The sequence below is a fragment of the Pseudomonas sp. lyk4-R2A-10 genome, from assembly GCF_030209075.1.
Taxonomy (GTDB): Bacteria; Pseudomonadota; Gammaproteobacteria; order Pseudomonadales; family Pseudomonadaceae; genus Aquipseudomonas; species Aquipseudomonas glycinae.
The window spans coordinates 385,325-410,730 of sequence record NZ_JARVSR010000011.1 but is presented as its reverse complement, the minus strand read 5'-3'; the positions used below and the strand labels follow the sequence as shown (position 1 = coordinate 410,730).

The window sequence follows — 25,406 nt, the reverse complement described above, 5'->3', positions numbered from 1 at the left end:
AACTTTTGAAAGCCGGCGAGTATAACGTAATCAAGCTGTCACGGCAGCCCGTCTGGCGGCTCTTGAGGCGAATGAACCCAATGGTTCATTCGATCCCCACCTGATTGCGCCCGTTGTTCTTGGCCAGGTACAGGCCGCGGTCCGCCGCCGAGATCAGCAGCCGGCAGTCGCTGCCCGACTCCGGCACCATGGTCGCCAGGCCGATGCTGATGGTCAGGCTCGATCCTTCGGCCGGGGCATTGTGCGGAATCTTCAGCGCCGCGACCGTCTGGCGCAGCTTTTCCGCCACCAGCCGTGCCCCGCCCGGCGAGGTGTTGGGCAGCACCAGCGCAAACTCTTCGCCGCCATAACGCGCCGGCAGGTCGGACGGCCGGGCACTGGCTTCGCGAATCGCCGTAGCAACCTTGCGCAACGCTTCGTCGCCTTCGACGTGCCCGAACGTGTCGTTGTAGGACTTGAAGTAATCGACGTCGATCATCAGCAGCGACAACTGGCTCTGGTCACGCAGCGAGCGGCGCCATTCCAGCTCCAGGTATTCGTCGAAATGCCGGCGGTTGGACAGTCCGGTCAGGCCGTCGGAGTTCATCAGGCGCTGCAACACCAGATTGGTGTCGAGCAATTGCTGCTGGCTGACCCGCAACGCGCGATAGGCCGCGTCCCGTTGCAGCAACGTCATGTAGGAGCGTGAGTGATAGCGGATGCGCGCCACCAGTTCGATGTTGTCCGGCAGTTTCACCAGGTAATCGTTGGCCCCGGCGGAGAACGCCGCGCTCTTGATCAGCGGGTCTTCCTTGGTCGAGAGGACGATGATCGGAATGTCCTTGGTCGCCGGGTGATTGCGGTATTCGCGCACCAGGCTCAGACCGTCGAGGCCGGGCATCACCAGATCCTGCAGGATCACGGTGGGTTTGATCCGCACCGCGTGGGCCACGGCAAGATGCGGGTCGGAGCAGAAATGGAAGTCGATGTTCTCTTCATTCGACAGCCCACGGCGCACGGCTTCGCCGATCATCGCCTGATCGTCCACCAACAACACCATGGCGGCGTTCTCGTCGGTTTTGATGTCATCGATCTGTAAGTCATTCATGGGCGGTCACCTGAGTGTTGCGGGGGCCAGGAATGCGGAGGAACACGTTCATTTGGGGAATATCTCCAGCAATCGTGGCGCTATCTTTTCCAGTGGACGGATTTCTACGGCCGCGTCGATGGCTGCGGCAGCCTTGGGCATGCCGTACACCGCACTGCTTTGCTGATCCTGCGCGATGGTCAGATAGCCCTGTTGACGCATGAGCTTAAGCCCTTGAGCCCCGTCGCGTCCCATCCCTGTCAATAAAACCCCTACTGCGTCACCATTCCAGTAGTTGGCGACGCTTTCGAAAAACACGTCGATCGAGGGGCGGTAGATCTCGTTGACCGGCTCGGCGGTGTAGGCCAGCGTGCCGTTCTTGAGCAAACGAATATGGTGGTTGGTGCCGGCCAGCAACACCGCGCCGGCCTGCGGCGGTTCGCCTTCGCGGGCCAGACGCACATCCAGACCGCTGGCGCTGGCCAGCCATTCGGCCATGCCGGCGGCGAACACCTGATCAACATGCTGCACCAGCACGATGGCCGCCGAAAAGTCGCGCGGCAGGCCCTTGAGCAAGACTTCCAGCGCCGCCGGACCACCGGCCGAAGAGCCGATCGCCACCAGCCGCTGGCGCGAGGCGGTACTGCGCGGTGCCGCAGGTGCGGGGCGCGAGCGGGCGGTTTTTTCGCCGATCAGCCAGCCGATGTTCAGGATCTTGCGCAGCAGCGGCGCCGCCGCTTCCTGAGGATTGCCGCCGCCGATGGCCGGGGTGTCGACCACGTCCAGCGCGCCGTGGCCCATGGCTTCGAACACCCGGTGCACGTTCTGCTGGCGGTCCACGGTGACGATGACGATCGCGCACGGGCTCTCGGCCATGATCCGGCGGGTGGCCTCGACGCCATCCATCACCGGCATGATCAGGTCCATCAGGATCAGGTCCGGGGTGTTTTCCGCGCACAGGCGCACCGCTTCGGCGCCGTTGCTGGCGACCCACACCACCTGATGCGCCGGCTCGAAAGCCAGCGCCCGGCGCAGGGCCTCCACCGCCAGGGGCATGTCGTTGACGATTGCGATCTTCATGCCCGCGCTCCTCCGATGAGCTCAACCACCGCGTCGAGCAGGGCGTCGTCATGAAAACTGGCCTTGGCCAGATAATAGTCGGCGCCGGCGTCCAGTCCACGGCGGCGATCTTCCTCGCGATCCTTGTAAGACACCACCATCACCGGCAACGATTGCAGACGGTTGTCGCGGCGCAGCAGCGAGACCAGTTCGATGCCGTCCATGCGCGGCATGTCAATGTCGGTGATCAGCAGATCGAAGTCCTCGGAGCGCAGGGCGTTCCAGCCGTCCATGCCGTCCACCGCAACGGCCACGTCGTAGCCGCGATTGAGCAGCAGCTTGCGTTGCAGCTCGCGCACGGTCAGCGAGTCGTCGACCACCAGAATCCGTTTGCGCGCGGCTTCCGCGGCCTGATTACCGTGGCGGGCAATGCGCTCCAGACGCCCGGTATTGAGCAGTTTGTCCACCGAACGCAGCATGTCTTCAACATCGACGATCAGCACCACCGAGCCATCGTCGAGCAAGGCCCCGGCGGAAATGTCCTGCACCTTGCCCAGCCGTTCGTCCAGTGGCAGCACCACCAGCGTGCGCTCGCCGATGAAGCGCTCGACCGCCACGCCGTAGATCGCATCGCGCTCGCGGATTACCACGACCTTCAGGGTCTCGCCGCTGTTCTGGCTGGCCGGGCGTTGCAACAACTGACTGGCCGCCACCAGCCCGACGTGCCGGCCTTCGTGCCAGAAATGCTGGCGCCCTTCGACCTGCACGATGTCCTCCGGCGCCAGGTCGCACATGCGCTCGATGTGCGCCAGCGGGAAGGCATAGGCCTCGTCGCCGACCTCCACCACCAGGCTGCGCACCACCGACAGGGTCAGCGGCACTTCGAGATAGAAACGGCTGCCCTCGCCCGCCGTCTGCTCCAGCACCACCGCACCGCGCAACTGGCGGACCATGTGCTGAACAGCATCGAGACCGACGCCACGACCAGACACTTCGGTGACCTTGTCGCGCAGGCTGAAACCCGGCAGAAACAGGAAGGTCAGCAGTTCCTCTTCACTCAACTGGGCGGCGGTTTCCGCGGGCGACAACTGGCGTTCGACGATGCTGCGGCGGACTTTTTCCAGATCCACACCATTGCCGTCGTCGCTCAGTTCCAGCACCAGCAGACCGGCCTGATGCGAGGCGCGCAGACGGATCAGGCCTTCCTCGGGCTTGCCCTTGAGCAGGCGTTCCTGTGGGGTTTCGATGCCGTGATCGACCGCGTTGCGCAGCAGGTGCGTCAGCGGTGCTTCGAGTTTTTCCAGTACATCGCGGTCGACCTGAGTCTTCTCGCCCTCGATCTCCAGCCGCACCTGCTTGCCGAGGCTGCGGCCGAGGTCGCGCACCATCCGCACCTGACCCGACAGCACATCGGCGAACGGCCGCATGCGGCAGGCCAGCGCGGTGTCATAGAGCACTTGCGCACGCTGACTCGCCTGCCAGGCAAACTCGTCGAGTTCGGCGTTTTTCTCTGCCAGCAACTGCTGGGATTCGGCGAGCAAACGTCGCGCGTCTTCCAGCGCCTCTTGAGCTTCAAGGCTCAGGGCGTGTTCCTTGAGATGAACGTTAAGACTTTCCAGCGCCCGCAGGCCGTTGTTCTGCATGCGTTTGAGGCGCTGCATGGTGGCCAGGTGCGGCTTGAGGCGCTGGGTTTCCACCAGGGATTTGCTCGACAGGTCGAGCAGGCTGTTCAGGCGTTCGGCGGTGACCCGCAGCACCCGCTCGCCACCTTCAGTGGTGCGTTTGCTCTTGCGCGGCGCGGGCTCCGGCTCGGTCACCTCGACCGAGACTTCAACCGGCGCTGGCTCAACCACCGGCAGTGGCTGAAGCTGAAACTCGGCCATCGGCGGTGCGCTCTGAGCGGCGGGCACCACGGCCGGTGCCGCCGGGTCGAGCAAACCGCCCATCAACGCCACATAAGCCTCGATGTCCGCCGGTTGCGGGCCGTTGGCCGGGGTGGCGATGCGCATCAGCAAATCGGTGCCCTGCAACAACGCGTCGATATGCTCCGGACGCAGGAACAACCGCCCCTCCTGCGCACTGACCAGGCAATCTTCCATCACGTGGGCGACGCTGACGCCGCTGTCGATGCCGACGATCCGCGCCGCGCCTTTCAACGAGTGCGCCGCGCGCATGCACGATTCGAGCTGATCGGCCTGGGTCGGATTGCGCTCCAGCGCCAGCAGCCCGGCGCTGAGCACCTGGGTCTGGGCTTCGGCTTCGAGGCTGAACAGCTCGAGCAAGGAGGCGTCGCGCATTTGCTCGGGGGTCATGTGAGGCTCCGGGACACGGCGGACAACAGCTGTTCTTCATCCAGCCAACGCAGGCTGCGACCTTTGAAAGGCAACACGCCTCGGGTGTATTTGGCACTGGCCTGTGCGCCGGAACGTGACGCGGCGTCGAGGATTCGCTCGTCGATGGCGTGAATCCCGTCGACTTCGTCAACCGGCACCACCACCGGCCCGCCCTGGGCCGCGATGATCAGCATGCGCGGCATGATCCGCGCGCCGGTCGCCGGGGCTGCGCTGCTGTCGAGATCGAGCAGTTCGACCAGTGACAGGCACGCCACCAGCGCACCGCGCACGTTCGCCACGCCGAGCAAGGCCCGGGAGCGCTGGTGCGGCAGCGAGTGAATCGCCTGCAACGGCGCGACCTCCACCAGACTGCGGGTGGCCAGACCGAGCCATTCTTCGCCGAGGCGGAACATCAGCAGCGAACGGGTCTTCAGCTCGGTCTCGACCTGGATCGCCACCGGATCGCGCTCGTCCTGCTGCAACGCATAGCGGTCGAGCAGGCGCGTGGCGGCGGCGGAATACACCGAGCAATTGCGGCAATGGATGTGCTCATCCAGCAGCGGACAGGACTTGTCGCCGTGGATGCCGATGCGGTTCCAGCAATCGTCGATGGCCCGGGCGTCTTCGTGGGTGACGTTCAAGGTGTCGGACGGGATCATCGTTTACGCTCACTGTCGGCGGTGCGGCCGCTGCGGGCGGCGCGCTCCTGCAATCGTCTGGCGCCGGCCGTGTCGCCCTGGGCCTGCAGCAACGCAGCCAAGTGCATCAAGGCTTCGGGGTGTTGCGGTTCGAGGTAGAGCGCCTTGCGGTAAAAGCCCTGGGCTTCGAGGGCGCTGCCGGCGACATCGCTCAACAGGCCGAGCCAGTAAAACACCTGGGCCACCGGCTCATGGCTGCGCAAATACTGTTCGCACGCAGCCCGGGCCTCTGCGCTTTTGCCTTCGTTGGCCAGGGCGGCGATGTTGGCCAACAAGGTCGTGGCGTCGGGATTTGTGCTTTTAGCCGTCGCGGGCAAAGGCGTCACGCCAGCAAACGGACGGTTGCGCACCGGCGTCGGTGGCGTGCTGCGCAGCGGCTGGCGCACAGGCAACGGCAGCGGAATAGCGGTCGGCATCGGCAACGGTTCGGGCTGCGGTTCGCTGTGACGACTGAAGGCGAACGACTGCGGAATTCCGATCGAACGCATGCCGAGCCGCCCGAGCAGGCTGCCTTCGGCCGGGCCGATAAACAGCACGCCATCGACATGGGTCAGGCGCTTGAGCACGGCAAATACCTGCTGCTGGGTTGGCTGATCGAAATAGATCAGCAAGTTGCGGCAGAACACGAAATCGAACGGCGGCTCGTTGACCAGCAATGACGGATCGAGCACGTTGCCAACATGCAAGCGCACCTGCTCGCGGACGCTTTCACTCACCCGGTAACCTTCGTTCTCGGCAGAAAAATGCCGCTCGCGAAAATCCAGCTCCTGGCCGCGAAACGAGTTCTTGCCGTACAGCGCCCGCCGCGCCTTGTCCACCGACAACGGGCTGACGTCCATGCCATCGACCTTGAACTGATGGGGCTTGAGACCGGCATCGAGCAACGCCATGGCAATCGAATAGGGTTCTTCACCGGTGGAACACGGCAGGCTGAGGATGCGCAGCGCGCGCATGTTGTTCAATTCGCCCAGGCGTTTGCGCGCCAGTTTGCCCAGGGTGGCGAAGGATTCCGGGTAACGGAAAAACCAGGTCTCGGGGACGATCACCGCTTCGATCAGCGCCTGCTGTTCATCCCGCGAGCCTTGCAGGGTCTGCCAGTACTCATCGGCATTCACCGTTTGCGACAGGGTGATGCGCTGGCGCACGGCCCGCTCGATGATCGCCGGCCCGACCGAAGCGACGTCGAGGCCGATGCGTTCCTTGAGAAAGTCGAAGAAGCGCTGGTCGCTGCTCATGGCTGCTCCTCAAGCCGCGCCGGATCCAGCGGCGGTGTCGGGAACAACAGCGTGCGCACCGACTCGTCGAGCAAGTCGTTGACCCGTACCCACTGCACCAGCCCTTGCGCGTCTTCGCGCACCGGGCCCAGGTACGGTGCCTGACGATTGTCGAGGCCGTACGACTGAAACTCATCCGGGTTGCAGCGCAGGGTGTCGGTGGCCTGTTCGAGGATCAGTCCCAACCACTGCGCGGGTTGCGAGTCTTCCGCGCGGTAATGCACCAGCACCAGTCGCGTGCTGGTGCGCGCTTGCGCAGGATGGCCGAAGGTCAGGGCACTGAGGTCGATCACCGGCACCACCGTGCCGCGATAGGCGAACACCCCCGCCACCCAGTGCGGCGCCCGGGCAATCGGCTTCAACGGCAGGCGCGGCAGCACTTCGGCTACTTCCGTGGCGCGCAGGGCGTAGCGTTCGCTGCCGATGCGAAACAGCAGAAACAACGCCTGCTTCGCCACCGGTGCAGCGCTGCGTTTGGCGGTGATTTCGCTCATCAGACTTTGAATCGCGAAACGCCGCTGCGCAGGCCCACGGCCACCTGGCTCAGTTCGTCGATGGCGAAACTGGCCTGACGCAACGACTCGACCGTCTGGCTGCTGGCATCACCCAGTTGCACCAGCGCATGGTTGATCTGTTCGGCGCCGGTGGCCTGGGCCTGCATGCCTTCGTTGACCATCAACACCCGCGGCGCCAGCGCCTGCACCTGATGGATGATCTGCGACAGCTGCTCGCCGACCTGCTGCACTTCGGCCATGCCGCGCCGTACTTCCTCGGAGAACTTGTCCATGCCCATCACCCCGGCGGACACCGCCGACTGGATCTCGCGGACCATCTGTTCGATGTCATACGTGGCAACAGCGGTCTGATCCGCCAGACGCCGCACTTCGGTGGCGACCACCGCAAAACCGCGACCGTATTCGCCGGCCTTCTCCGCTTCGATCGCAGCGTTCAGGGACAGCAGGTTGGTCTGGTCGGCGACCTTGACGATGGTCACCACCACCTGATTGATGTTGCCGGCCTTCTCGTTGAGGATCGCCAGTTTGGCGTTCACCAGATCCGCCGCGCCCATCACCGAATGCATGGTGTCTTCCATCCGCGCCAGGCCTTGTTGCCCGGAACCGGCCAGCACCGAGGCCTGATCGGCGGCGGTGGAGACTTCGGTCATCGTGCGTACGAGGTCGCGGGAGGTCGCCGCAATTTCGCGAGACGTCGCGCCGATTTCAGTGGTGGTCGCAGCGGTTTCGGTGGCGGTGGCTTGCTGTTGCTTGGAGGTCGCAGCGATCTCGGTCACCGAGGTAGTGACCTGCACCGACGAGCGCTGGGCCTGGGACACCAGCGAGGTGAGCTCGGTCATCATGTCGTTGAAGCCGGTTTCCACGGCGCCGAACTCGTCCTTGCGCTCGAGATTCAAGCGGCTGCTCAGATCGCCGGTGCGCATGATGTCGAGGATCTGCACGATGCGGTTCATCGGCGCCATGATCGCGCGCATCAGCAACAGACCACAGAAACCGGCGGCCAGCACCGCCACCACCAGCGACACAAACATGCTGACTTTGGCTGCCGCCACGGCCTCGTCGATGTTGGCCATGGCCTGGTCGGCGACTCTCTTGTTTTCGCTGATGATGTCGTTGAGCTTCATCCGGCCCGAGTACCAGGTCGGAGTCAGTTGCTCGTGGAACAGCTTGACCGCATCCGCTTCCAGATTTCGCTTGTGCAGATCGAGCACCGCATCCTGAATTTTCAGGTAGGCATCGTGATACTTCTCGAACGCCGCGAATTCGAGCTTGTCCTCGTCCGTAACCACTGTGCCACGGTAATTAGCCATCTGTTCCTGAAGCCGAGATTCGAAAGCCTTGTAATCGGCCGCGTCTTCACTGCTGATGCCCTGCCCTTCCTTGAGCCCCAGCAGTTCCTGGGTCTGCAGGTAGCTGTCGACCCACGCGCCACGAATCATCGAGCTGTAATAGACGCCGGGAATCGCGTCGTCACGGACGCTGTTTTCACTGGCTTCGATCTTCAGCAGCCGCGAATACGAGACGACCACCATCAGCAGCATGATGGCGATAATCACCGCAAAGCTCGCCAAAATGCGTTGGCGCAACGTCCAGTTCTTCACAGTCAGTCCTCGGGGCGGGTCGAAATGCGGGGGAGTATAGCTGAGGGCGGTGTTTCATTTATAAGACGGTTTGCCGCGCTCTGGCCTTTCGCTCATGAAACGCGATGGGCTCTGGACTGGGACTTTCCGGCAATCGGAGGTCGGCGTGCCAGTGACGCAATGGCAAAAAGGGGCGATGGATTGGTCATTTCAGCTGCTGCAACGAAAGAACCCGCCATCCTGTGCGGGATTGCGGGTTCTGATATCGCTGACAACAGTTTTACTGGGTAGCTACACGGACCTGCTTCTCCAGCTCCACCTTCAACCCCGGCTCCAGCTTCAACTGCCGCGCCAGTTCATCCAGATAGCTCTTCTCCATGAAGTTCTCCTCATCCACCAGCATCACGCTCGCCACGTACATCTCGGCGGCCATCTCCGGCGTACTCGCCGCGCGGGCGACGTCGGTGGGGTCGAGGGGTTTGTTGAGTTCGGCGTGGAGCCAGTGTTTGAGTTCCTGATCGTTGTCGAGCTTGGTGAACTCGCCTTCGATCAGTTGGCGTTCGCGGTCGTCGATGTGGCCGTCGGCCTTGGCGGCGGCGACCAGGGCCTTGAGGATCGCCTGGCTGTGTTGTTCGACTTGCGCCGGTGGCAGGCGATCGAGGGTTTGCGGTTCGCTTTGTGGGGCAGTGCCTTTCTGGGCGTTCCAGTTGCCGTAGGCTTTGTAGGCGATCACGCCCAGTGCGGCGAGGCCGCCGTAGAGGGCGACTTTACCGCCAACCTTGCGGGCCTTTTTACTGCCCAGCAGCAGGCCCATGGCGCCAGCCGCCAGGGCACCGCCGCCTGCGCCTGACAGCAAGCCGCCGAGTGCGCCGTTACTGGAAGATCCGCCCAGCAAGCCGCCCAAACCGCCGGCCGCCGGTTTGTTCTGCGCCCCGCCCGCCTTGTTCTGCAGCAGATCCTGGCCGGACTTGAGGAGTTGATCGAGCAATCCACGGGTGTTCATGTTCCGTCTCCAAACAGGGGGTTATCCGGATCAATAAGGCCCTCAGCCTAGTTCGAAAGTGCCCGTCATTTGGGTGCGAGTGTGCTTCCAGATGTTGCCTGGCTCAGAGCAGCCCTTCGCGAAAATAGATATACACTCGAGGCAATCTATAAAAACCGCCCACTGGGTAAACCTTCCATGATGACCTTGCGTCAGATCCGCCATTTCATCGCCGTGGCCGAGACCGGCTCGATCTCCGCCGCCGCGCAAACCGCGTTCATTTCCCAATCGACCCTGACCCTGGCCATCCAGCAACTGGAGGAAGAGATCGGTGTCAGCCTGTTCAACCGCCACGCCAAGGGCATGACGCTGACCCATCAGGGCCACCAGTTCCTGCGCCAGGCGCACCTGATTCTGGCGACCGTAGACAACGCCAAACGCAGCCTGCAACAGAGCACCGATCAGGTCGCCGGGCAGCTGATCGTCGGCGTGACCAGTCTGGTGGCCGGTTATTACCTGGCGGATTTGCTGACCCGTTTCCAGCGCGCCTATCCCAATGTCGAGATCCGGGTGATGGAGGACGAGCGGCCGTACATCGAGCATTTGCTGGTCAGCGGCGAGATCGATGTCGGTGTGCTGATCCTGTCCAACCTCGAAGACCGCCACGCTTTGCAGACCGAAGTGCTGACCCATTCGCCGCACCGTTTGTGGCTACCGGCCCAGCATCCGCTGCTGGAACACGACAGCATCAACCTCGCCGATGTCGCCCGGGAGCCGTTGATTCAGCTGAACGTCGACGAGATGGATCGCAACGCCCAACGCCTGTGGCGCGGGGCCGGACTGCAGCCGAAGATCACCCTCAGAACTGCGTCCACCGAGGCCGTACGAAGTCTGGTCGCGGCGGGTCTCGGCGTTTCGATCCAGCCCGACATGACCTACCGCCCTTGGTCGCTGGAAGGCGACATCATCGAAGCCCGGCCGATTGCCGACCTCAGCCAGACCCTCGACGTCGGTCTGGCCTGGCGTCGCGGCACAGCGCGCCCCGCGCTGGTCGATCCTTTCCTGACCGTGGCCCGCGAACAGCCCCACGGCGGACGCAAGCCATCTATTTAATCGAATGCCACCTTCAATATTTAGAATTTGTCGACCCCGGAGCCGCGCACTAGTCTTGCTGCATCGATAAGACGGTCGGCTCCCGGAACAGGGAGCAACATGGCCATACAAGAAAAGAGATCACGGAAAATGGCTGGCGCGCAGACCCACATGCATACCGCGTTGCTGATCGACGGCGAACTGGTCGCCGGCCAGGGTTTTGTCGAACCGATCCTCAACCCGGCCACCGGCGAAGTCCTGACCCAGATCGCCGAAGCCAGCACCGAGCAAGTCGAAGCCGCCATCCTCGCCGCCCACCGCGCTTTTGCCGAGTGGTCGCGCACCACCCCGCAACAACGTTCGAACCTGCTGCTGGAAATCGCCAACGCCGTCGAAAAGCACGCTGACCACCTCGCCCGCCTCGAAGCACTGAACTGCGGTAAGCCGCTGCATCTGGCGCGGCAGGACGATTTAACCGCGACCATCGATGTGTTCCGCTTCTTCGCCGGCGCCGTGCGCTGCCAGACCGGCCAGCTCAGCGGCGAATACGTGCCGGGTTACACCAGCATGGTGCGCCGCGATCCGATTGGCGTCGTCGCCTCGATTGCGCCGTGGAACTACCCGATCATGATGGCCGCGTGGAAGATCGCCCCGGCCCTCGCCGCCGGCAATACGCTGGTGTTCAAGCCTTCCGAGCACACGCCGCTGTCGATTCTGGCGCTGGCTCCGGCGTTGGCCGAAATCCTGCCGCGCGGGGTGATCAATATCGTCTGCGGTGGCGGCGAAGGGGTTGGCAGTCACTTGGTCGGGCATCCGAAAGTGCGCATGGTGTCGCTGACCGGCGATATCGTCACCGGCCAGAAAATCCTCCAGGCTGCCGCAAAAACCCTTAAACGCACCCACCTCGAACTCGGCGGCAAGGCCCCGGTGATCGTGTGCAACGATGCGGATCTCAAAGCCGTGGTCGAAGGCGTGCGCACTTATGGCTATTACAACGCCGGGCAGGATTGCACGGCGGCTTGCCGGATTTACGCCCAGGCCGGGATTCACGACAAACTGGTGGCTGAACTCGGCGCGGCGGTCAGTAGCCTGCGCTTCGCCGGCAAACGCGATGCCGATAACGAAATCGGCCCGCTGATCAGCACGCGCCAGCGCGACCGCGTGGCCAGCTTCGTCGAGCGCGCCCTCGGCCAGCCGCACATCGAGCGGGTGACCGGCGCGGCGGTGCATTCCGGCGCCGGGTTCTTCTATCAGCCAACCCTGCTGGCCGGTTGCAAACAGAGCGATGAAATCGTCCAGCGCGAAGTGTTCGGCCCGGTGGTGACCGTGACCCGCTTCGACGAACTGGCGCAAGCGGTGGACTGGGCCAACGACTCGGAATACGGCCTCGCCTCGTCGGTCTGGACCCAGAACCTGGACAAGGCGATGCAGGTCGCCGCACGCCTGCAGTACGGCTGCACCTGGATCAACAGCCATTTCATGCTGGTCAGCGAAATGCCCCACGGCGGGTTGAAACGCTCCGGTTACGGCAAAGACTTATCCAGCGATTCGCTACAGGACTACAGCGTGGTGCGGCACATCATGGCCCGCCACGGCCAGCATCTCTGACTACGCTAATAACAAGCCGCTGACGGCATGCTCCACCGCGTTCACAACTGCCCCGACCATAATTTGAAGAAGAGGGTTCACCATGTTCGTGCACAAGACCGCACTGCTCAGTGCAATCACCACGGCCCTGCTGGCCAGCGCCAGCCTGCAGGCCGCCGAGCCGCTGAAAGCCGTCGGCGCCGGCGAAGGCCAGCTGGATATCGTCGCCTGGCCCGGCTACATCGAACGCGGTGAAAGCGACAAGGCCTACGACTGGGTGACCGGTTTCGAGAAGGAAACCGGCTGCAAGGTCAATGTGAAAACCGCCGCCACCTCTGACGAAATGGTCAGCCTGATGGCCAAGGGCGGTTACGACCTGGTGACCGCGTCGGGCGATGCCTCGTTGCGGTTGATCGTCGGCAAGCGTGTGCAACCGATCAACACCGCGTTGATCCCGAACTGGAAATCCCTCGACCCGCGCCTGAAAGACGCACCGTGGTACGTCGTCAACAACCAGACCTACGGCACCCCGTACCAGTGGGGCCCGAACGTGCTGATGTACAACACCAACGTGTTCAAGACCGCGCCGACCAGCTGGAACGTGGTGTTCGACGCGCAGAACCTGCCGGACGGCAAGCCGAACAAGGGCCGCGTGCAAGCCTACGACGGCCCGATCTACATCGCCGATGCGGCGCTTTACCTGAAATCCACCAAGCCTGAGCTGGGAATCAAGGATCCGTACCAGCTCACCGAAGATCAGTACAAGGCTGTGCTGGAACTGTTGCGCGCCCAGCAGAAACTGATCCACCGCTACTGGCACGACACCACGGTGCAGATGAGCGACTTCAAGAACGAAGGCGTGGTCGCGTCCAGCGCCTGGCCGTATCAGGTCAATGGGCTGATCAACGAGAAACAGCCGATCGCTTCGACCGTGCCGAAAGAAGGCGCCACCGGCTGGGCCGACACCACCATGCTGCACGCCGAAGCCAAGCACCCGAACTGCGCGTACAAGTGGATGGACTGGTCGCTGCAACCGAAAGTCCAGGGTGATGTGGCGGCCTGGTTCGGTTCGTTGCCAGCGGTTCCGGCGGCTTGCCAGGGTAGTGAACTGCTGGGTGCCGAGGGGTGCAAAACCAACGGGTTCGATCAGTTCGACAAGATCGCTTTCTGGAAAACCCCGCAGGCTGAGGGTGGGAAGTTTGTGCCGTATAGCCGGTGGACGCAGGACTACATTGCGATTATGGGCGGTAGGTAGCACTCCGGAACGACTCGGTCTGCCCCCTTTCCCCTCGCCCCCCTGGGGGAGAGGGCTGGGCGGGCGGCGTGCCGATGAGGGGGTAGCTTTTGACTTTGCTTCTGAAATTCGAGCAATGGCCGAAACCGCTGCCCTCACCCCCCGCCCTCTCCCGGAGGGAGAGGGAGCTAAAAGCGAACCGCGTCGCCCTCATCAAAGGTGAGCCAACACGGGCATACACCGCCAAACGATCCAGTTTTTTCAGAAGTCCAGGCAGGGCCGCTGCGACGGCCTTCGCCTTTTCGGAGCACCGCACCATGACGCTTGCAGTCCAGTTCACTAACGTTTCCCGGCAGTTCGGCGAAGTGAAAGCCGTTGACCGGGTTTCCATCGATATCCAGGACGGCGAGTTCTTTTCCATGCTCGGCCCCTCCGGTTCGGGCAAGACCACGTGCCTGCGCCTGATCGCCGGGTTCGAACAACCGAGCGCCGGCTCGATCCGCATTCACGGTGCCGAAGCCGCCAGCCTGCCGCCCTATCAACGCGACGTCAACACCGTGTTTCAGGATTACGCGCTGTTCCCGCACATGAACGTGCTGGACAACGTCGCCTACGGTTTGAAAGTCAAAGGCGTAAACAAAACCGAACGCCACAAGCGCGCCGAAGAAGCCTTGGACATGGTCGCCCTCGGCGGCTACGGTGCCCGTAAACCGGTGCAGTTGTCCGGCGGTCAGCGCCAGCGTGTCGCCCTCGCCCGCGCCCTGGTCAATCGCCCGCGAGTGTTGTTGCTCGACGAGCCGTTGGGCGCTCTCGACCTGAAGCTGCGCGAACAGATGCAAAGCGAGCTGAAGAAGCTGCAACGCCAGCTCGGCATCACCTTCATCTTCGTCACTCACGACCAGACCGAAGCGCTGTCGATGTCCGACCGCGTGGCCGTGTTCAACAAGGGCCGCATCGAACAGGTCGACACGCCGCGCAATCTGTACATGAAACCGACCACTACCTTCGTCGCCGAATTCGTCGGCACTTCGAACGTGATTCGTGGCGATCTGGCGCGCCAGCTCAGCGGTCATCCGCAGCCGTTTTCGATCCGCCCGGAACACGTGCGTTTCGCCGAAGGCCCGCTGGCCAGCCACGAGATCGAAGTCAGTGGTCTGCTCCACGACATCCAGTATCAGGGCAGCGCCACGCGCTATGAACTGAAGCTGGAAAACGGCCAGACCCTGAGCATCAGCCAGGCCAACAATCAGTGGATCGACACCAGCTCGCAGCACCAGACCGGTCAGCGCATCAGCGCGCGCTGGGCGCGGGAAGCGATGATTCCGTTGCACGACACCGTTGCGAGCGGGGTGTGACATGACCGCCCTCGCCCTCCCGCAATCGGCGCCGTTGCGCAGGTTTTCCAACCTGCTCTATCGCAAGCCGAATCTGTATCTGTCGATGCTGCTGGTGCCGCCGCTGCTGTGGTTCGGCGCGATCTATCTGGGCTCGCTGCTGGTGCTGTTGTGGCAAGGTTTCTACACCTTCGACGACTTCACCATGGCGGTCACCCCGGACCTGACCCTGGCCAATTTCGCCGCGCTGTTTCAGCCGTCGAACTTCGACATCATCCTGCGCACCCTGAGCATGGCCGTCGTGGTGTCGATCGCCAGCGCCATCGTCGCGTTCCCGATTGCCTACTACATGGCGCGCTACACCACCGGCAAGACCAAGGCGTTTTTCTACATCGCGGTGATGATGCCGATGTGGGCCAGTTACATCGTCAAGGCCTACGCCTGGACGCTGCTGCTGGCCAAGGGCGGCGTGGCGCAGTGGTTCGTTCAGCACCTGGGGCTGGAGCCGGTTCTGCAGTTCATTCTGGGGATTCCCGGGGTCGGTGGCAGCACCTTGTCGACCTCGCATCTGGGGCGGTTCATGGTGTTCGTCTACATCTGGCTGCCGTTCATGATCCTGCCGATCCAGGCCTCGCTGGAACGCCTGCCGCCATCGTTGCTGCAAGCCTCCGCCGACCTCGGGGCCAAGCCGCGCCAGACCTTCATGCAGGTGATTCTGCCGCTGTCGGTGCCAGGGATTGCGGCCGGTTCGATCTTCACCTTTTCGCTGACCCTGGGCGACTTCATCGTGCCGCAACTGGTGGGCCCGCCGGGCTACTTCGTCGGCAGCATGGTTTACGCGCAGCAGGGCGCGATCGGCAACATGCCAATGGCTGCGGCGTTCACCCTGGTGCCAATCGTGCTGATCGCCATTTACCTGTCCATCGTCAAACGTCTGGGGGCCTTCGATGCACTCTGAAAAGGCTTCAATAGGCTTGCGCATTGCAGCCTGGGGCGGGCTGGTGTTTCTGCACTTCCCGATCCTGATCATCTTCCTCTACGCCTTCAACACCGAAGACGCGGCATTCAGCTTTCCACCGAAAGGCTTCACGCTGCATTGGTTCAGCGTGGCGTTTTCCCGGCCGGACGTGCTGGAAGCGATCAAGCTGTCGTTGCAGATCGCGGCCATCGCCACGCTGATCGCAATGGTGCTCGGCACCCTCGCTTCCGCTGCGCTTTATCGCCGGGACTTCTTCGGCAAGCAGGGCATTTCGCTGATGCTGATCCTGCCGATTGCACTGCCGGGGATCATCACCGGGATCGCGTTGCTGGCGACTTTCAAGACGCTGGGGATCGAGCCGGGGATGTTCACCATCATCGTCGGCCACGCGACCTTCTGCGTGGTGATCGTCTACAACAACGTCATCGCCCGCTTGCGCCGCACCTCACACAGTTTGATCGAAGCGTCGATGGATCTCGGCGCCGACGGCTGGCAGACCTTCCGCTACATCATCCTGCCGAACCTCGGCTCGGCGCTGCTCGCGGGCGGCATGCTCGCGTTTGCGCTGTCGTTCGACGAAATCATTGTCACCACTTTCACCGCCGGCCATGAGCGCACCTTGCCGCTGTGGTTGCTCAACCAGTTGAGCCGCCCACGGGACGTACCCGTGACCAACGTTGTGGCGATGCTCGTGATGCTGGTGACCATGCTGCCGATCCTCGGCGCCTACTACCTGACCCGGGGTGGCGAGAGTGTGGCCGGCAGCGGCGGTAAATGATTTCCCTGACCTTTCCCACCCTGAATTTGCAGTAGAAAGAGGACAACAACATGCAAACCAAACTCTTGATCAACGGCCAACTGGTCAACGGCGAAGGCCCGGCGCAATCGGTGCTCAACCCGGCACGCGGTGACGTGCTGGTGGAAATCAACGAGGCCACCGAGGCTCAGGTCGATGCCGCCGTGCGCGCCGCCGACAGTGCCTTCGCCGAGTGGTCGCAGACCACGCCGAAAGACCGTTCGCTGCTGCTGCTGAAACTCGCCGACGCCATCGAAGCCCACGGCGAAGAGCTGGCGAAACTGGAATCGGACAACTGCGGCAAACCCTACAACGCCGCGCTGAACGACGAGATCCCGGCGATTGCCGACGTGTTTCGTTTCTTCGCCGGCGCCAGCCGTTGCATGAGCGGTTCGGCCGGCGGCGAATACCTGCCCGGCCACACCTCAATGATCCGCCGCGACCCGGTGGGCGTAATCGCCTCTATCGCGCCGTGGAACTACCCGCTGATGATGGTCGCCTGGAAAATCGCCCCGGCCCTCGCCGCCGGTAATACAGTGGTGCTCAAGCCGTCGGAACAAACCCCGCTGACCGCGTTGCGTCTGGCCGAACTGGCGTCGGACATTTTCCCGGCGGGTGTACTCAATCTGGTGTTCGGGCGTGGACCGAGCGTGGGCAGTCCGCTGGTGACCCATCCGAAAGTGCGCATGGTCTCGCTGACCGGCTCCATCGCCACTGGTTCGAACATCATTTCCAGCACCGCCGACAGCGTCAAACGCATGCACATGGAACTGGGCGGCAAGGCGCCGGTAATCATCTTCGACGACGCCGACATCGACGCGGCAGTCGAAGGCATTCGTACCTTCGGTTTCTACAACGCCGGCCAGGACTGCACCGCCGCGTGCCGGATCTACGCCCAGCAAGGCATCTACGACAAGTTCGTCGAGAAGCTCGGCGCAGCGGTCAGCAGCATCAAGTACGGCTTGCAGGATGATCCGTCGACCGAGCTCGGGCCGCTGATCACCGCCCAGCATCGCGACCGCGTGGCCGGGTTTGTCGAACGCGCTGTGGCGCAACCGCACATTCGCTTGATCACTGGCGGCAAGGCGGTGGACGGCAACGGTTTCTTCTTCGAACCGACGGTGCTGGCCGACGCGCAGCAGGACGACGAAATCGTCCGCCGCGAAGTGTTCGGGCCGGTGGTGTCGGTGACCAAATTCACCGACGAAGCCCAGGCGCTGGAGTGGGCCAACGATTCGGACTACGGCCTGGCGTCCTCGGTGTGGACGGCGGATGTAGGACGCGCCCATCGCTTGTCCGCACGCTTGCAGTACGGCTGCACCTGGGTGAATACGCACTTCATGCTTGTCAGCGAAATGCCTCATGGCGGTCAGAAACTGTCCGGCTACGGCAAGGACATGTCCATGTACGGGCTGGAGGACTACACCACGGTTCGGCATGTGATGTTCAAGCACTAAAGGCATCCCCCGGCTTCAAGGCAGAAACCGGCATTACGCACCACCAGGCATTCAAAACAATAACTACCGATCCGGGCGGCGCTCACCAAGCCCCGCCACGGCTTCGGCCATCCGAAATCTGCCGATTTCACGGAGCAAAACACACATGAGTGCATTACCCGATCTCTCAGCCGCCGTTGCCGACAGCGATGCCGAACAACTGCGCCAACTGGGTTACACCTCCAACTTCAACCGCAGCATGAGCCTGTGGGAAAACTTCGCGTTGGGCTTCACTTATCTGTCGCCGGTCGTAGGGGTTTATACCCTGTTCGGCCTGTGCCTGGCCGCTGGCGGGCCGCCGATGTTCTGGGCCTATTTGCTGGTCGGTTGCGGTCAATTGCTGGTGTGCCTGATCTTCGGCGAAGTGGTGTCGCAGTTCCCGATTTCCGGCGGTGTCTATCCTTGGGCGCGTCGCTTGGTGGGCAAGAAATGGGCATGGATGGTCGGCTGGATCTACTCCATAGCCCTGTGCGTGACCATCGCCGCCGTGGCAGTCGGTGCCGGCCCGTACCTCGCCGCCATGCTGGGTTTTGAGCCAAGCAACAACACCAACATCGTCATCGCCCTGGTACTGACCCTGTTCGCCACACTGGTCAACCTCAGCGGCACCAAAGTGCTGGCGCGGATCGCCATGTTCGGCTTCCTCTGCGAACTGGTGGGCGCGGTGATCGTCGGCGTGTACCTGCTGATTTTCGAGCGTCACCAGCCGATCAGCGTGCTGTTCAACACCTTCGATATCAGCGTCGACGGCTCCTACCTGCCGGCCTTCCTCACCGCTTCGCTGGCCGGGATGTTCCTCTACTACGGCTTCGAGGCCTGCGGCGACGTCGCCGAAGAAACCCCGAACCCGAGCAAGAAAATCCCGGTGGCCATGCGCATGACCATCTACATCGGCGGCATCGCAGCGATGTTCGCTTGCCTGGCGCTGATCCTCGCTGTGCCGGACATGCAAGCGGTGATCAACGGCACCGACAAGGATCCGGTCACCACCATCCTCAACAACGCCTTCGGCCCGATAGGCTCGAAAGTGGTGATGGGCGTGGTGATGATTTCCTTCATCTCCTGCGTCATCAGCCTGCAAGCGGCGGCGAGTCGTCTGCTGTATTCCTACGCCCGCGATGAGATGGTCATCGGTAGCCGACTGCTGAAAAAGATTTCTCCTACGACTCAGGTGCCGGTTGCCGCCCTGTTCGTGTCCGGCGTCCTGCCCGGCCTGATCATCGCCCTCGGCTTCTTCCTGCAAGACGCCGTGGCCACCATCGTCAGCTTCGCCGCCATCGGCATCTACCTCGCGTTCCAGATGATCGTCCTCGCCGCCCTGTACGCCCGCAGCAAAGGCTGGAAACCCAGCGGCAAATTCACCCTCGGCGCCTGGGGCTGGCCGGTGAACATCGGCGCGCTGGTGTACGGCGTCGGCGCAATCATCAACATGGCCTGGCCACGCACCCCGGATGCGGCGTGGTACATCAACTACGCGATGGTGCTGAGCACGGCGATCGTGATTGGGCTGGGGCTGGTTTACATGTGGATTGGCAAGCCGTATGACCATGGGAAGGCGCCGGCTGGGGATGCCTGGAAAGTGAGTCACTAAAAGATTTTGGCCTCGGCACCGATAGAGTGCCGGGGTTCAAGAAAGCCGACGCAAAGCATCAAAAGAAAAGCTCGGACTGATCGTATTTCAGCGAGGAAATACGATCGAACAGTTTGATTTTTTCGTTGGCTTTTTGCTTGGCGTGGTCAGACATGAATGCAATCAACTCTTCGAGCTGATTGACGTCTCCCACCACTTTGAATTCCTTCTCCTTGTTGACGAAGACAAGGGACTTCTTCTTTCTCGACAACAGTTCTATGACGTTGCTGAGCGTACCGGTGCTCTTCGCATCCCATATCATCAAGCCGTAGTCAGCGGCTTCGGCCATCACCACGTCTTTCTCGGTGAAGAAGGCCCTCGATCCTTTGGAGTGTTTGGAGTCCACTGTTCTGGCGGGCCACTGTCCGAGGTTGTTCCGCGGTGCTGGACCACTACAGAACACTGTAGTTTTGGATCGCTCAAGACTCAGCAAATATTCCTGAATGGAGGTATCGGCACCACCTGCATCACCAACGACCACATCGAATTCAGACGCAACGATATTACTGATACGCTCCTTAACCTTCGGATCAAGGTTCTTGATATTGATAGAGCCAGCAATAAATACAGTCGTCATTGAGTTCACATCATCTGAAGCAATTCGCGAGATTCAAATGAATAACGTAAAAAATGCCGATTAGGGATGGGGTCGCTGGCTGCAGTAAAAAAACAGGCACGTCCTACAGATACAACCCTCAGAAACCCCCTCTTTTTCCTACGGTGGGTGTCGACAGAACCGACTTGGCAGCACAGGTGGTTACCCAATAGGCTTCCTCTCGGCGGCGAAGTCAGCGGCCCGGTGTCGAGGCCGGAACAGATATCAACATGGCGTGACCGCACTCATTTGAGTGGCGGCTCTTTTCTCAACATTGGAGTCGATAAATGTCTAAACACGTCCAAAGTCTTTCTGAAAGTTCTCCTTTCTTTACTCCCACCGTTTTCACCCGCCACAACCGTTTTCTCCGCGCATTCATGCAAGACCATCAAGTGTGGTTCTGCGTCCAGGATCTTGGTCGCCTGATGGGCTACCCCCTGAACGAACGCCTCACCCTGAAACTAGATCCTGATCAGCGTCGCAATGTCCTCATGCGTAAGGACGGCGAAATAGTCGATTGCGCGATGGTCAGCGAGTCCGGCCTGTTCGCATTGCTCGTCCATCACTTCGTCCCGGAGAACCGCAACCTGCGCCAATGGCTGAGCCACGAAGTCATTCCGATGCTGCGCGAAACCAGCACAATCTCTGAGGAAAACTATCCGAGCCTGAGCTCAATGCATTGGGCTGGCATTACTGTGCCGCTGCTGCATTGGCAGCAACAAGCTTGGGTCAAATGGCGCGACGTCCCCGAGTTAATGCACAGCCAGCGTCCATATCCGGTGTTGGATACCTGTATCTGAGAAGTCGACTCAACAAAAAAAACTGTGGCAAGGGTGGTTGCTCCCTCGCCACAGGTTAAGCGCTGCAAACCCTAACCGAGCTTTATGCAGATGAAAGAGCCAATAATTGAAATGCCGCAGATTCTAGAGACCATCTCGAGAGATGAGTGCCTAGCGGAGGGATACCTGAAGCAAGTCGGCAATGCCGAGCATCTGCACGCAATCCATGTCGGCATCGCCGATGCTGACGCGGGTAAGTTGATTGATCTGGCCACCGTGAAAGCCAAATGGCTTTCACGGTGAACCTCCTGTTTCAAAACCGCGAAACACTCCTCATCGCATCCACCAGATACCGCATCGCAATCCGGTCGCTTTCCGACAACTCCCGGTAACGCTCCACCAGTTTCAGTTCGTCAGGACTGAGCCGGCGTCTTCGCCGGACGTTGGTGAGGCAGGGAAAGATGCCCAGCATTTCGGTGATGCCTTGTCCTTTTGTCATGGACGATGTCCTTTTCCAGTACGTCAGAAATTTTCGATAACCGCATCGCCCTGCTCCTTTAAGCAGCGATTTGAGCCCTGCCGGTCGGATGGGTCGTGACCGGCGATGCCCATAGAATAGAAATTAAATCGGCGCTGAAAAGCTGTTTTTAGAGTAATTAGTCGAAAAAAGCAGATATGCCCTATAAATCAGAAAGGTCTGTGAGATAAATAACCGTAACGTCTTGTTTCATTGAGACGCTGTCGCCGTGCCATCAATGAATTTTGCAAAATCGGCGAACCGATTAAGCTAGCGGGCATCTGTTACTAGTCCGTAGCGTTTGGCCGAAGGCTTGTCCGAACCGTAATTTCTGATCCAGTACGTGCCAGGAACGGCGCGGGATTGTCCACGACAGGTTGTATCTATGCACCGCAGGAATTTGCTCAAAGCGTCCATGGCCATTGCGGCCTATACCGGCCTATCGGCTACGGGCCTGCTGGCCTCCCGCGCCTGGGCCGCCTCTGGCGGTGCCGCCGACGGTGAGGCCCAGGCCTTCGACTTTGAAACGCTGAAGCGCCAGGCCAAGCAACTGGCCGGCAGCGCCTATCAGGACACCAAACAGGTGCTGCCGCCGACCCTGGCGACCATGACCCCGCAGAACTTCAACGCGATCCGCTACGACGGCGAGCATTCGCTGTGGAAGGAGAACAAGGGTCAGCTCGATGTGCAGTTCTTCCACGTCGGCATGGGTTTCCGCCAGCCGGTGCGCATGTACAGCGTCGATCCGAAGACCCGCACGGCCCGCGAGGTGCATTTCCGCCCTCAGCTGTTCAACTATGAAAACACCTCGGTCGACACCCAGCAGCTCAAGGGCGACCTAGGTTTTGCCGGCTTCAAGCTGTTCAAGGCGCCGGAACTGGATCGGCATGACGTGGTGTCGTTCCTCGGCGCCAGCTACTTCCGCGCCGTGGATGCCACTGGCCAATATGGCCTCTCCGCCCGTGGCCTGGCTGTCGACACCTACGCCAAGAAACGCGAAGAATTCCCTGACTTCACCAAGTTCTGGTTCGAGACCCCGGATCAGAACGCGACCCGCTTCGTGGTCTACGCCCTGCTCGACTCGCCGAGCGCGACCGGCGCCTATCGCTTCGACATCGATTGCCAGGCTGAGCGCGTGGTGATGGAAGTCGATGCTCACATCAACGCCCGCACCGCCATCGAACAACTGGGCATCGCTCCGATGACCAGCATGTTCAGTTGCGGCACCCACGAGCGCCGGATGTGCGACACCATCCACCCGCAAATCCATGACTCGGATCGTCTGGCCATGTGGCGCGGCAACGGCGAGTGGATCTGCCGTCCGCTGAACAACCCGGCAACCTTGCAATTCAACGCCTTCGCCGACACCGATCCGAAAGGTTTCGGTCTGGTGCAGACCGACCACGAATTCGCCAACTATCAGGACACCGTCGACTGGTACAGCAAGCGTCCGAGTCTGTGGGTAGAACCTACAACCGCGTGGGGCGAAGGCTCTATCGATCTGCTGGAAATTCCTACAACCGGCGAGACACTCGATAACATCGTTGCGTTCTGGACGCCGAAGAAACCGGTAGCCGCCGGGGATTCGCTGAACTACGGCTACAAGCTCTACTGGAGCGCCCTGCCGCCGGTCGGCACGCCGCTGGCGCGGGTGCATGCGACCCGTTCGGGCATGGGAGGCTTCGTCGAAGGCTGGGCACCGGGCGAGCATTACCCGCCGGTCTGGGCCCGTCGCTTTGCTGTGGACTTCACCGGTGGCGGCCTGGATCGCCTGCCGCAGGGCACCGGGATCGAACCGGTGGTGACTTGCTCCAACGGCAAGGTGCAGGACTTCAGCGTGCTGGTGCTGGATGACATCAAGGGCTACCGGATCCTGTTCGACTGGTACCCGACCAACGACAGCGTGGATCCGGTGGAGCTGCGGCTGTTCATCCGCACCAACGACCGCACGCTGAGTGAGACCTGGCTGTACCAGTACTTCCCGCCGGCGCCGGACAAGCGCAAGTACCCTTGATGCGTTGAGCCGTCAGGCCAACGGGCAGTACATGTGGATATCGTGGGGTTCCAGATCAAACAGCTCGGAATCCGGTTGTTCCAGCAACCGGCAGCCTTGGCGCTGATAGAACTCCACGGTATTGCGCGACTCGGTCGCCGAGACATACAGCGCCTCGGCACCGACCTCCCGGCCATGCCCGCAAGCCAGTGCAAACAATCGCCCGCCCAATCCCTGCCCGCGCCAGGCGCGGCTGATGTGCAGAAACTTCAACTGCCGCATCTTCAAACCCTGATTGTGAATAACCCGGTTATCCACAACCACTGCCGCCACCAGCGTCTCGCCATCGAAAATCCCGTGTAGCCACCCACCGCTGCGCCAGCATTTTTCCAATACCCGCGCATTTTCCTCCGCCTCCCCTTCGGGCCAGCCGCGCATGTCGAAACGCGCCGGATACAGAATCAACTCACCGTTTTCCACGCGATAGCATTCCTCGACCAACTCGCTGCGGTCGATCAGCGCCAGCAGCGGCAAGTCCGATTCAGTCAGCTCACGTTCGATCAACATTGCGATACATTCCTTTGCAATTCCGGACGGCAGGCAAGAAAAAACCCGCCATTTCAATGGCGGGTTTTATAGGCTTTGCGGCGGGTCGGAATCAATCCCGCAGATCAGACTCGTGAATCGGCTGATCCCGATGGGTCGCACGCTGATACTGCGCCGGCCACACCGCTTTGCGTCCCCCCAGGTCATCGTCGGCGTGCAGTGGCCAGTACGGATCACGCAGCAGCTCACGGGCGAGGAAGATGATATCGGCCTGGCAGGTTCTCAGGATGTGCTCGGCCTGAGCCGGCTCGGTAATCATTCCCACGGTGCCGGTGGCGATGCCTGACTCCTTGCGCACCCGTTCGGCGAAGCGCGTCTGATATCCCGGCCCCACGGGGATTTCCGCGTTGGCTGCCGTGCCGCCAGACGAGACATCGATCAAATCAGCCCCCAAGGCTTTCAGGCGTCGCGCCAGCTCCACGGTTTCATCCGGATTCCAGCCGTCCTCGACCCAGTCGGTAGCCGAAAGGCGCACGAACACCGGCAGTTCTTCCGGCCACACCGCGCGTACCGCCTCGGTCACTTGCAGCACCAGACGAATACGGTTTTCGAACGAACCGCCGTACTGGTCACGTCGCTGATTACTCAGCGGTGATAGAAACTGGTGCAGCAGATAACCGTGCGCCGCATGCACCTCGACCACACTGAAACCGGCGGTCAGCGCACGTTTGGCTGCGGCCACGAAATCCTGAATGACCTGGGCGATCTGCCCTTCATCCAGCTGTTTCGGTTGGGTGTGTTGCGGGTCGAAGGCAATCGGCGAAGGCCCCACCGGGATCCAGCCACCGTCCTCCGGTTTGACGCTGCCGTGCTTGCCGATCCACGGCCGATGGGTGCTGGCCTTGCGCCCGGCGTGAGCCAATTGAATGCCGGCCACTGCGCCCTGCGCGTTGATGAAACGGGTGATGCGTTGCAGGGGTAGGATCTGTTCGTCGTTCCACAGGCCCAGGTCTTCGGCGGTGATCCGCCCGTCGGCCGTGATCGCCGTAGCTTCGGTAAACACCAGGCCAGCGCCCCCCACGGCACGACTGCCGAGGTGCACCAGATGCCAGTCATTGGCCAGGCCATCGACGCTGGAATACTGGCACATGGGCGACACGGCGATGCGGTTGGACAGGGTCAGTTGGCGAAGGGTAAAGGGTTCAAGCAGCAGACTCATGGGGCACCTCTCAAATCAGTGGGCAGGCTCCAGGGTTCTGTTTGAAAAGTCGACGAGTGACAGGAAAAAGGTGCAGCACCCGCCCCCGCGGGCAAAAAATTC

General features: G+C 61.7%; 23 protein-coding genes. 11 read left to right on the top strand and 12 right to left on the bottom strand.

All coding sequences use genetic code 11. The features are described from left to right. Window positions 1–85 precede the first annotated feature (85 nt). The 8 genes from QRN46_RS18970 to QRN46_RS18935 all read right to left on the bottom strand — a co-directional run bounded on the left by QRN46_RS18970 (window position 86) and on the right by QRN46_RS18935 (window position 9,528). A complete protein-coding gene (locus tag QRN46_RS18970; RefSeq protein ID WP_011332645.1) occupies window positions 86–1,087 on the bottom strand; it encodes a response regulator in 1,002 nt (333 codons plus the stop codon). A 48-nt stretch (window positions 1,088–1,135) separates the two neighbouring features. Beyond that, complete coding sequence (locus tag QRN46_RS18965) at window positions 1,136–2,146, bottom strand: chemotaxis response regulator protein-glutamate methylesterase (protein ID WP_285356517.1); 1,011 nt, start codon at window positions 2,144–2,146, stop codon at window positions 1,136–1,138. Continuing rightward, a complete protein-coding gene (locus QRN46_RS18960; protein ID WP_011332643.1) occupies window positions 2,143–4,437 on the bottom strand; it encodes a hybrid sensor histidine kinase/response regulator in 2,295 nt (764 codons plus the stop codon). The genes QRN46_RS18965 and QRN46_RS18960 overlap by 4 nt, the downstream gene beginning before the upstream one ends. Beyond that, complete coding sequence (locus QRN46_RS18955) at window positions 4,434–5,117, bottom strand: chemotaxis protein CheW (protein WP_011332642.1); 684 nt, start codon at window positions 5,115–5,117, stop codon at window positions 4,434–4,436. The genes QRN46_RS18960 and QRN46_RS18955 overlap by 4 nt, the downstream gene beginning before the upstream one ends. Further along, window positions 5,114–6,391 carry a CheR family methyltransferase gene (locus QRN46_RS18950; protein WP_011332641.1) on the bottom strand — a complete coding sequence of 426 codons (1,278 nt, stop codon included), beginning with the start codon at window positions 6,389–6,391 and terminating at the stop codon, window positions 5,114–5,116. The genes QRN46_RS18955 and QRN46_RS18950 overlap by 4 nt, the downstream gene beginning before the upstream one ends. After that, a complete protein-coding gene (locus tag QRN46_RS18945; RefSeq protein ID WP_011332640.1) occupies window positions 6,388–6,924 on the bottom strand; it encodes a chemotaxis protein CheW in 537 nt (178 codons plus the stop codon). The genes QRN46_RS18950 and QRN46_RS18945 overlap by 4 nt, the downstream gene beginning before the upstream one ends. Beyond that, on the bottom strand, window positions 6,924–8,546 hold the full coding sequence (locus QRN46_RS18940) for a methyl-accepting chemotaxis protein (protein WP_011332639.1): 1,623 nt from the start codon (window positions 8,544–8,546) through the stop codon (window positions 6,924–6,926). Before QRN46_RS18940 ends, QRN46_RS18945 begins: the two co-directional genes overlap by 1 nt. Before the next feature lie 259 nt (window positions 8,547–8,805). After that, window positions 8,806–9,528 (bottom strand): tellurite resistance TerB family protein, encoded by a 723-nt coding sequence (locus QRN46_RS18935; RefSeq protein ID WP_011332638.1) that lies wholly within the window; start codon window positions 9,526–9,528, stop codon window positions 8,806–8,808. A 177-nt stretch (window positions 9,529–9,705) separates the two neighbouring features. On the opposite strand from QRN46_RS18935, the gene QRN46_RS18930 reads away from it, so the two are divergent. The 8 genes from QRN46_RS18930 (at window position 9,706) to QRN46_RS18895 (ending at window position 19,616) form a co-directional block, all read left to right on the top strand. Further along, window positions 9,706–10,620, top strand: coding sequence for a LysR family transcriptional regulator (locus tag QRN46_RS18930; RefSeq protein WP_065259672.1), 915 nt, complete (start codon window positions 9,706–9,708; stop codon window positions 10,618–10,620). 99 nt (window positions 10,621–10,719) lie between these two features. Then, entirely contained in the window at window positions 10,720–12,207 is a 1,488-nt protein-coding gene (locus QRN46_RS18925) for a gamma-aminobutyraldehyde dehydrogenase (RefSeq protein ID WP_221615104.1), read from the top strand. 82 nt (window positions 12,208–12,289) lie between these two features. Then, window positions 12,290–13,441: a putative ABC transporter substrate-binding protein YdcS gene (gene ydcS, locus QRN46_RS18920; protein WP_085609162.1), complete on the top strand. Its 1,152-nt coding sequence runs from the start codon at window positions 12,290–12,292 to the stop codon at window positions 13,439–13,441. 296 nt (window positions 13,442–13,737) lie between these two features. Beyond that, a complete protein-coding gene (locus QRN46_RS18915; protein ID WP_285356507.1) occupies window positions 13,738–14,775 on the top strand; it encodes an ABC transporter ATP-binding protein in 1,038 nt (345 codons plus the stop codon). A gap of 1 nt (window position 14,776) precedes the next feature. Further along, entirely contained in the window at window positions 14,777–15,712 is a 936-nt protein-coding gene (locus tag QRN46_RS18910; protein WP_007954664.1) for an ABC transporter permease, read from the top strand. Further along, the gene (locus QRN46_RS18905) at window positions 15,702–16,511 is read left to right on the top strand and encodes an ABC transporter permease (protein ID WP_007954663.1); all 810 of its coding nucleotides are present in this window, start codon (window positions 15,702–15,704) and stop codon (window positions 16,509–16,511) included. Before QRN46_RS18910 ends, QRN46_RS18905 begins: the two co-directional genes overlap by 11 nt. Before the next feature lie 50 nt (window positions 16,512–16,561). Then, a complete protein-coding gene (locus QRN46_RS18900) occupies window positions 16,562–17,986 on the top strand; it encodes a gamma-aminobutyraldehyde dehydrogenase (RefSeq protein ID WP_221615103.1) in 1,425 nt (474 codons plus the stop codon). 145 nt (window positions 17,987–18,131) lie between these two features. Continuing rightward, window positions 18,132–19,616 (top strand): APC family permease, encoded by a 1,485-nt coding sequence (locus QRN46_RS18895; RefSeq protein ID WP_285356503.1) that lies wholly within the window; start codon window positions 18,132–18,134, stop codon window positions 19,614–19,616. Between the two features lie 58 nt (window positions 19,617–19,674). On the opposite strand, the gene QRN46_RS18890 is transcribed toward QRN46_RS18895, so the two are convergent. Next, window positions 19,675–20,232 carry a hypothetical protein gene (locus QRN46_RS18890; protein WP_039769587.1) on the bottom strand — a complete coding sequence of 186 codons (558 nt, stop codon included), beginning with the start codon at window positions 20,230–20,232 and terminating at the stop codon, window positions 19,675–19,677. Window positions 20,233–20,537: 305 nt separating this feature from the next. Between QRN46_RS18890 and QRN46_RS18885 the strand changes: the two genes are divergently transcribed. Together QRN46_RS18885 and QRN46_RS18880 are read left to right on the top strand one after the other, a co-directional pair. Further along, window positions 20,538–21,050, top strand: a complete 513-nt coding sequence (locus QRN46_RS18885) for a BRO-N domain-containing protein (protein ID WP_285356500.1) — start codon at window positions 20,538–20,540, stop codon at window positions 21,048–21,050. 90 nt (window positions 21,051–21,140) lie between these two features. Further along, on the top strand, window positions 21,141–21,332 hold the full coding sequence (locus QRN46_RS18880; RefSeq protein WP_285356497.1) for a hypothetical protein: 192 nt from the start codon (window positions 21,141–21,143) through the stop codon (window positions 21,330–21,332). Between the two features lie 10 nt (window positions 21,333–21,342). On the opposite strand, the gene QRN46_RS18875 is transcribed toward QRN46_RS18880, so the two are convergent. Beyond that, window positions 21,343–21,528 (bottom strand): hypothetical protein, encoded by a 186-nt coding sequence (locus tag QRN46_RS18875; protein WP_007954656.1) that lies wholly within the window; start codon window positions 21,526–21,528, stop codon window positions 21,343–21,345. A gap of 403 nt (window positions 21,529–21,931) precedes the next feature. On the opposite strand from QRN46_RS18875, the gene QRN46_RS18870 reads away from it, so the two are divergent. Further along, on the top strand, window positions 21,932–23,560 hold the full coding sequence (locus QRN46_RS18870) for a glucan biosynthesis protein D (protein WP_085711631.1): 1,629 nt from the start codon (window positions 21,932–21,934) through the stop codon (window positions 23,558–23,560). 12 nt (window positions 23,561–23,572) lie between these two features. Here QRN46_RS18870 and QRN46_RS18865 read toward each other — a convergent pair whose 3' ends face one another. Further along, entirely contained in the window at window positions 23,573–24,106 is a 534-nt protein-coding gene (locus tag QRN46_RS18865) for a GNAT family N-acetyltransferase (protein ID WP_221615100.1), read from the bottom strand. A 91-nt stretch (window positions 24,107–24,197) separates the two neighbouring features. After that, window positions 24,198–25,304, bottom strand: coding sequence for an NADH:flavin oxidoreductase/NADH oxidase (locus QRN46_RS18860; RefSeq protein WP_236195858.1), 1,107 nt, complete (start codon window positions 25,302–25,304; stop codon window positions 24,198–24,200). Between the last annotated feature and the right edge of the window lie 102 nt (window positions 25,305–25,406).

What these genes read in the sequence shown, in the direction of transcription:
- QRN46_RS18970 (WP_011332645.1), bottom strand. Translation starts at nt 1,087, where the DNA reads ATGAATGACTTACAGATCGATGACATCAAAACCGACGAGAACGCCGCC.
- QRN46_RS18965 (WP_285356517.1), bottom strand. Translation starts at nt 2,146, where the DNA reads ATGAAGATCGCAATCGTCAACGACATGCCCCTGGCGGTGGAGGCCCTG.
- QRN46_RS18960 (WP_011332643.1), bottom strand. Translation starts at nt 4,437, where the DNA reads ATGACCCCCGAGCAAATGCGCGACGCCTCCTTGCTCGAGCTGTTCAGC.
- QRN46_RS18955 (WP_011332642.1), bottom strand. Translation starts at nt 5,117, where the DNA reads ATGATCCCGTCCGACACCTTGAACGTCACCCACGAAGACGCCCGGGCC.
- QRN46_RS18950 (WP_011332641.1), bottom strand. Translation starts at nt 6,391, where the DNA reads ATGAGCAGCGACCAGCGCTTCTTCGACTTTCTCAAGGAACGCATCGGC.
- QRN46_RS18945 (WP_011332640.1), bottom strand. Translation starts at nt 6,924, where the DNA reads ATGAGCGAAATCACCGCCAAACGCAGCGCTGCACCGGTGGCGAAGCAG.
- QRN46_RS18935 (WP_011332638.1), bottom strand. Translation starts at nt 9,528, where the DNA reads ATGAACACCCGTGGATTGCTCGATCAACTCCTCAAGTCCGGCCAGGAT.
- QRN46_RS18930 (WP_065259672.1), top strand. Translation starts at nt 9,706, where the DNA reads ATGATGACCTTGCGTCAGATCCGCCATTTCATCGCCGTGGCCGAGACC.
- QRN46_RS18925 (WP_221615104.1), top strand. Translation starts at nt 10,720, where the DNA reads ATGGCCATACAAGAAAAGAGATCACGGAAAATGGCTGGCGCGCAGACC.
- ydcS (WP_085609162.1), top strand. Translation starts at nt 12,290, where the DNA reads ATGTTCGTGCACAAGACCGCACTGCTCAGTGCAATCACCACGGCCCTG.
- QRN46_RS18915 (WP_285356507.1), top strand. Translation starts at nt 13,738, where the DNA reads ATGACGCTTGCAGTCCAGTTCACTAACGTTTCCCGGCAGTTCGGCGAA.
- QRN46_RS18910 (WP_007954664.1), top strand. Translation starts at nt 14,777, where the DNA reads ATGACCGCCCTCGCCCTCCCGCAATCGGCGCCGTTGCGCAGGTTTTCC.
- QRN46_RS18905 (WP_007954663.1), top strand. Translation starts at nt 15,702, where the DNA reads ATGCACTCTGAAAAGGCTTCAATAGGCTTGCGCATTGCAGCCTGGGGC.
- QRN46_RS18900 (WP_221615103.1), top strand. Translation starts at nt 16,562, where the DNA reads ATGCAAACCAAACTCTTGATCAACGGCCAACTGGTCAACGGCGAAGGC.
- QRN46_RS18895 (WP_285356503.1), top strand. Translation starts at nt 18,132, where the DNA reads ATGAGTGCATTACCCGATCTCTCAGCCGCCGTTGCCGACAGCGATGCC.
- QRN46_RS18890 (WP_039769587.1), bottom strand. Translation starts at nt 20,232, where the DNA reads ATGACGACTGTATTTATTGCTGGCTCTATCAATATCAAGAACCTTGAT.
- QRN46_RS18885 (WP_285356500.1), top strand. Translation starts at nt 20,538, where the DNA reads ATGTCTAAACACGTCCAAAGTCTTTCTGAAAGTTCTCCTTTCTTTACT.
- QRN46_RS18880 (WP_285356497.1), top strand. Translation starts at nt 21,141, where the DNA reads ATGAAAGAGCCAATAATTGAAATGCCGCAGATTCTAGAGACCATCTCG.
- QRN46_RS18875 (WP_007954656.1), bottom strand. Translation starts at nt 21,528, where the DNA reads ATGACAAAAGGACAAGGCATCACCGAAATGCTGGGCATCTTTCCCTGC.
- QRN46_RS18870 (WP_085711631.1), top strand. Translation starts at nt 21,932, where the DNA reads ATGCACCGCAGGAATTTGCTCAAAGCGTCCATGGCCATTGCGGCCTAT.
- QRN46_RS18865 (WP_221615100.1), bottom strand. Translation starts at nt 24,106, where the DNA reads ATGTTGATCGAACGTGAGCTGACTGAATCGGACTTGCCGCTGCTGGCG.
- QRN46_RS18860 (WP_236195858.1), bottom strand. Translation starts at nt 25,304, where the DNA reads ATGAGTCTGCTGCTTGAACCCTTTACCCTTCGCCAACTGACCCTGTCC.